The organism is Campylobacter lari, from assembly GCF_004357905.1.
Classification (GTDB): Bacteria; Campylobacterota; Campylobacteria; order Campylobacterales; family Campylobacteraceae; genus Campylobacter_D; species Campylobacter_D lari_D.
The window spans coordinates 1-332 of record NZ_SMTT01000042.1 but is presented as its reverse complement, the minus strand read 5'-3'; the positions used below and the strand labels follow the sequence as shown (position 1 = coordinate 332).

Annotated in this window: 1 protein-coding gene; it reads left to right on the top strand. The window is 34.3% G+C overall.

Going from position 1 to position 332, the window contains the following annotated elements; translation table 11 throughout:
• Positions 1 to 332, top strand: a 332-nt coding sequence (locus tag E2O22_RS07870) for a flagellin N-terminal helical domain-containing protein (RefSeq protein WP_439897284.1), incomplete at both ends; no start/stop codon positions are given.

The window sequence follows — 332 nt, the reverse complement described above, 5'->3', positions numbered from 1 at the left end:
CTACCAAAACAAGAAATATGCTTCAAGCTGATATAAATCGTTTGATGGAGCAACTTGATAATATTGCAAATCAAACTTCATTCAATGGTAAGCAGTTATTAAGCGGTGGTTTTGTAAATCAAGAATTCCAAGTAGGTGCACAGTCAAATCAGTCTATCAAAGCAAGTATTGGTTCAACTCAAAGTTCTAAAATAGGTGTAACTAGATTTGAAACAGGCTCTATGGCAAGAGAAAGTGGTGTAGCTCAGCTTACTATTAAAAACTATAATGGTATAGATGATTTTAAATTCCAACCTGTAGTGATTTCTACTTCAGTAGGAACAGGTATGGGA